Here is a 6,014-nt window from a genome sequence, read left to right on the forward strand (position 1 = left end):
AAGTTCAAATTTTGGATTTGGATGTTTTGGAACATTTTCCAAAATCATTTCAAGATGTTTCTTTTTTGAGATTTTCATAGTATCACATGATGATAAAAAAATAATTATATTATTATATATTATAATATATTTTTACTTCTCGTGATTTTATGAAAATTTCAAAAAAGAAACATCTTGAAATGATTTTGGAAAAAGTTCCGAATCATCCAAATCCTAAAGTTGGACTTGAACAGTATTCCACTCCTGCAACAATTGCTGCAGATTTAGTGTGGAATGCATATGGTTTGGGTGACATTGACAATATGAGTGTTTTGGATCTTGGGTGCGGCACAGGAATCTTTGCCATCGCATCTTCACTTATGGGTGCAAGATGTTCATTAGGTGTTGACATAGATGATGAATCAATAGCTTTAGCAAAAATCACTCAAAACAGCATATTTAATGAACATGATATAGATAATGCTAATACAAATTTCATAGTTGGAGACATCAATTCATTTAATTCAATAAGTGATTTATTAAATGAAAGCAATTCGGGTAAAATCAATGATAGTGAAACTTCATTAAATAGATTTGACACTTTGATTCAAAACCCACCTTTTGGATCTCAAGAGAAGGGAAAAAGGCATGCTGATAGAAAATTTATGGACTTTGCAGTAAATAGTGCTGATGTCATCTATTCATTTCACATGAAGAATACCGAAGAGTTTGTAATAGATTACTATAGGGACTTAGGTGCTGAAATCAGTCATAAATTGGTATACAAATTTCCAATTCCAAAAATTTATGATTTTCATAGTGATGATTCTCGTGATGTGAAGGTAATTGTCCTGAGGATTGAAAACTTTAAAGATGATTTTTGAATCATGCCATGTTATTATGTTGAAGACTTGAAGATAATATTGATGATTGAGGTGAATATGAGAATAGAAAATCTTTATCCTGTATTTCGATACATCGCTTCAAAACAATTAGGCCATTTGCTGAAAAAAGATGCTTCAAATTGGAAAAGGCAGTGGAGTGAGTTTTTTTTAAATGATCTAATCAATTTTCAATATGAAGATATCATTGCAGTGGATTTTAGAGAAAAGCAAAAGGCAAGAGGTATTGAAAAGGGATTGAAAGCTAGTTTTCAGAGATTGGATTATATGCTGTCTTGGGTTTTCCTTGGAGCGATGCCGGAGGATTACTTTTCCATGGTCTTTGATAGGAAGGGATGGATTTGGAGAAATCACCATATCACTCGTGAAAGGTTGCGTTTTTTAAAAAGGAAATTCAATTCCAATCAGGAATCACTTGTTCTTTTAGATGATAAGGCCAAGTTTTGTACAAATTGGGAAACTTATATTCATAGAAAATGGTGTGTGATTGATGAAATCTCTCTTGAGGAATTTGAAGAAAAATTTAAAGATGCCGATAGGCTCATCGCCAAAAGGAGAATAGGAAAGGGAGGCAAAGGAATAGCTGTTTTTGATACTTCTGAAATGGGGTATAAAGAGATATATGAAGAAGTTCTATCTCAAAATGAGCCATATATTGTTGAAGAGTATCATGAACAGACCGGTTGGCTTCATAAGGTTAACCCATCCTCTTTAAATACCATTAGGGTTTGCACTTTTTCCCTCAATGGAAAAACTGATGTTGTCTTTGCATATCTTAGAGTTGGAGTTAAGGGGGCAATTGTAGACAATATCCATAGCGGAGGCATTAGGTTTCCAATAGATCATCACACAGGTAAAATCCATAAAGGCATGAATTATCAGATCTTTGATGTTGAAAAGCATCCTGATTCTGGAGTTCAGTTATATGGGGAAACCATTCCAAGATGGGAGGAAATTCTTGAATTATGCAGAGAAGCTCATGAATTAGCTCCTGATGGCCTACATTTGATAGGATGGGATGTATGTTTGGATGAAGATGATATCAGCTTGATAGAAGGCAATGGAGGTCCTGGCTTTCCTCCAATTGAAAATCCTCATGATAACTGGTGGGAAGATATGAAAAATTATCTATCTCAATTAGAAGGCAATTGCTCTAAGTGATGATTTTAAATTTTGACTTTTTTTAGCAAAACCTTTATATACTATAAATAACTTAAATATTACTAATCTATATGTCTACATTATGTAATTTATAAGAAATTTTTAAATTTTTTATTTAATTTTCATGATTTATTGGTATTAAACATCTGTCTAATGTTAAATATCAGTGTAAAGAATCATTTTCATAGGTTTTTTGATGGTTTAGCTTGGGCTATGTTTTATAGCTATTTAAATCGTGTCAATCATGAATATTTATTTTTTCTTATTTTACGGATTTAGATTTAATCGGTATTTTAGCTCTTTTTGACTAAATGCTTTATTAAATGTTCTATCAATGTTGCATATGGATTAAAAATTAAAATTTGATAATATGCAAAACAATAAAGTATCAGTCTTTATACCGAATTCATTTCTAGCAGAAACTAAAGACTTGAAATTAAAAACATCAAAAGTGGGTTTAATTGGCAGGGCTTTAGCTTTGTTTGAAGTTGATGAAGTCGTGATTTATAAAGATCTTTCAATTCCTGACAGTGAACAGACTGAGGATGGAGATTTCATAGCTGAAATTCTCAAGTATATGGATACTCCACAATACCTTAGAAAAAAGGCAATCCCTATCAAGGCTGAATTAAGGCATGTTGGTATTTTGCCTCCTTTAAGAGTGCCTCATCATCCTGTTGGAAAGCCTGAATTAGGCGATTACAGGCAAGGATACACTGTAAAAAGGAATAAGAAAGGTACCTTTGTAGATATAGGTATGGATAAGTTAGCGTTTTGCAAAGAGCAACTTACTGTGAATAAAATATTTTCATTTAAAATCACTAAGTTTGCTAAAGAGGTAATAGTCACACCTGATGAACCAGATGACATTTACTGGGGATTTAAGACATTATCTACAAATAAAGGTCTTAAAAATAGCTTAAAATTAGTTAATCCCGACTTTGTGGTTGAAACTACAAAGTATGCAGATACAATCGATACTATTTTTGACGAATTGAAATCTAAAGTGGAAAGTTCAAATCATATAGCTATCGTGTTCGGAGGCCCATATTCTTCTATTTCAGAAAATGTGGAAAGTTCCAAGTGGGAAACTATAAAGTTAAATACAATTCCAAATCAAGGAACTGAGACCGTAAGAACCGAAGAAGCTGTAATTTCAACTTTAGCTATTTTCAATATACTTTAAGTTAATAGTTCATTATTAACTTCCGCATTTACGTAGCGTTAATACGTAATATTATAAATACATTAAAAAAACATATAGATCGAAGCTTTAGCTATTGTCAGCTTTAGCTTTCAAGGATTTGCTTTATAATTAGACACTATAAAGTTTGCTCCATAAAGGAGATATTCCATAAAGACATGGGATAAGTTATGAAGTCTAGACAACTTTATAATAAATCTTTGAGAAGTACATAAACAAGTTTGAGCTTGTTTTTCACGTTTATCTAGCTTTATTTAGCTTATATGCTGTTTAATTTTTGCCTCTACAGTCTTAATCTAGATAGTTTTATTTAAAGGTAGACTGTATGCCCTATCTAGATATGATTTAGGAGACTGTATGCTAAATTATTAACATAAACTGAATAATCAAGTTTAAACAGTGTAGAATTTTAGCGATTTGACTAAAAGAGCAAATATAGCTATTTATTCTGAGATTTTATTGATTAATGATTTAATTTAAGATTAGACACCTTAAAGCGAATGATTGAATCAATGAATCAAATTGTAAAAGAATCTATTTTAATAGATTAATAGAAATTAAAATATTTTAATAGATTAGACTGATTAATTATAGGAAAAAATTATAGAAACGGAGGAAAAGAATGGTAAGACATCACCAACCAAGAAAAGGTTCTGTGGCATTTAGCCCTCGTAAGAGAGTAGCTAAAGAAACTCCAAGAATCAAAGCTTGGCCAAGTAATGAAGAACCAAAACTTTTAGGTCTTGCAGGTTACAAAGCAGGTATGACTCATGCTATGGTTGTAGACAATGATAAGAATTCTCCATCCCACGGTATGACTGTTTTCACTCCTGTAACTGTTTTGGAAGTACCACCCCTTGTAATCATGGGGATAAGATCATACGAAAAAACTGCTCATGGACTTAAAGCTATCACCGAAGTTATTGCAGATAATTTGGATGAAGAGCTCTCTAGGAAAATTACTCTTCCTAAAGACTATGATAAATCTGAAGCTATTGCAAAAATACAAGACGCTTTAGACAAAACTGAAGAAGTTAGAGTTTTAGTACACACTAACCCTAAAATGGCTAGTGTACCTAAGAAAAAACCTGAAATCTTTGAATGTGCATTAGGTGGAAGTTCTGCTGAAGAAAAATTAAATTATGCACTTAATTTATTAGGTGAAGAAGTCAGAGCAAGCGATATCTTTAATGAAGGACAATATGTAGACGCTATTGCAACCACTAAAGGAAAAGGAGTCCAAGGGGTTGTAAAAAGATGGAATATTAGAATTCAATATGGTAAAGCTATGAGAAGTGGAAAAGGAAGACACGTAGGTTCCATTGGTCCTTGGTCTCCTGAAAGAACTATGTGGACTGTTGCACAAGCAGGTCAAATGGGATACCACAAAAGAACCGAATTTAATAAGAAAGTCTTAAAAATCGGAGATGTATCTGAAGTGGATGCAGTTAACCCTGATGGTGGATTTATTAGATACGGTTTAGTTAAAAACGACTATGTATTAGTTAAAGGTTCAGTCCCTGGCCCTACTAAGAGATTAGTAATTCTTAGACAAGCTATCAGACCTAAGAAAGCTGATGAAGCAGCTCCTCAAATTGAATTTATTAGTACTGCTTCCAAGCAAGGTGTATAGAGGGGTTAGAATATGAAAGTTAACGTTTATTCAATTCAAGGGGAAGTAAAAGAAGAAATCGAACTTCCTGCTATTTTTAGTGAAGAATACAGACCTGACCTTATTAAAAGAGCAGTTCTCTCTGCTCAATCTGCTAGAATTCAACCTTGGGGTAATGACCCTATGGCAGGTAAAAGAACTTCTGCAGAATCTTGGGGATCCGGTAGAGGTGCAGCTATGGTACCTAGAATCAAAAGCGGTGCTAGAGCAGCATTCGTTCCACAAGCTAAAGGTGGAAGAAAAGCTCACCCTGTAAGAGCTGAAAAGAATCATCACGAAAAAGTAAACAATAAAGAAAGAAGATTTGCAATCAGATCTGCTGTTGCAGCTACTACCAATGAAGAATTGGTTGCTGGCAGAGGTCATAAAATCGAAAATCTCGAACAAGTTCCTATTATTGTTGAAGATGATTTGGAAACTGTTAAGACTGCTAGTGAAACTCGTGAAATCTTCAAAGCATTAGGAGTTTACGATGACATCATTAAAGCTAAAAACAGTAAACATATAAGAGCAGGTAGAGGAAAAACAAGAGGACGTAAATACAAATCCAGCAAAGGACCATTAGTGGTTGTAGCTGAAGACAAAGGCATTGGCTTAGGTGCAAGAAACCATGCTGGTGTAGAAGTCGTTACAGCAGAAAACTTAAATGCTGAATTATTAGCACCTGGTACTCATGCTGGTAGGTTAACTGTTTATACTAAGTCCGCTGTTGAAAAATTAGGAGGATTATTCCAATAAATTCGTTTTAGAATTTATTAGGTATAGTTTAAGAAGGTGGATATTTATGGATCCTTATAAAATTATTGTTAAACCTCATGTTACTGAGAAAACTATGAATTTAATTGATCAAAACAACGAACTTGCTTTTGTTGTTAGAAGAACATCTACAAAAGCTCAAATCAAAAAAGCTTTTGAACAGCTATACGGCCAAGAAGTAGCAAGAGTAAACACTCACATTACTCCAAAAGGTATTAAATTAGCTTATGTCAAACTTACTGAAGAAGGCGAAGCTGAAGATGTAGCTGTTAAAATGGGAGTATTCTAAGGAGGATTGATTATGGGAAAACGATTAATACACCAACGTAGAGGAAGAGGA

6 protein-coding genes are annotated in these 6,014 nt (G+C 33.3%); all 6 read left to right on the plus strand.

What is annotated here, in order from left to right:
* The first annotated feature begins 149 nt into the window (after nucleotides 1-149).
* The gene (locus IJI80_RS05910) at nucleotides 150-863 is read left to right on the plus strand and encodes an METTL5 family protein (protein WP_292788481.1); all 714 of its coding nucleotides are present in this window, start codon (nucleotides 150-152) and stop codon (nucleotides 861-863) included.
* Nucleotides 864-920: 57 nt separating this feature from the next.
* Nucleotides 921-2,042 carry a sugar-transfer associated ATP-grasp domain-containing protein gene (locus tag IJI80_RS05915; RefSeq protein ID WP_292788483.1) on the plus strand — a complete coding sequence of 374 codons (1,122 nt, stop codon included), beginning with the start codon at nucleotides 921-923 and terminating at the stop codon, nucleotides 2,040-2,042.
* Nucleotides 2,043-2,412: 370 nt separating this feature from the next.
* Nucleotides 2,413-3,228 carry a putative RNA uridine N3 methyltransferase gene (locus IJI80_RS05920; protein WP_292788485.1) on the plus strand — a complete coding sequence of 272 codons (816 nt, stop codon included), beginning with the start codon at nucleotides 2,413-2,415 and terminating at the stop codon, nucleotides 3,226-3,228.
* Between the two features lie 640 nt (nucleotides 3,229-3,868).
* Nucleotides 3,869-4,879 carry a 50S ribosomal protein L3 gene (gene rpl3p / locus IJI80_RS05925; protein WP_292788487.1) on the plus strand — a complete coding sequence of 337 codons (1,011 nt, stop codon included), beginning with the start codon at nucleotides 3,869-3,871 and terminating at the stop codon, nucleotides 4,877-4,879.
* Between the two features lie 12 nt (nucleotides 4,880-4,891).
* Complete coding sequence (rpl4p, locus tag IJI80_RS05930) at nucleotides 4,892-5,656, plus strand: 50S ribosomal protein L4 (protein WP_292788489.1); 765 nt, start codon at nucleotides 4,892-4,894, stop codon at nucleotides 5,654-5,656.
* A gap of 46 nt (nucleotides 5,657-5,702) precedes the next feature.
* Nucleotides 5,703-5,963, plus strand: coding sequence for a 50S ribosomal protein L23 (locus IJI80_RS05935; protein ID WP_292788491.1), 261 nt, complete (start codon nucleotides 5,703-5,705; stop codon nucleotides 5,961-5,963).
* Nucleotides 5,964-6,014 lie beyond the last annotated feature (51 nt).

The sequence above is a fragment of the Methanobrevibacter sp. genome, from assembly GCF_017432245.1.
Lineage (GTDB): Archaea > Methanobacteriota > Methanobacteria > Methanobacteriales > Methanobacteriaceae > Methanobrevibacter.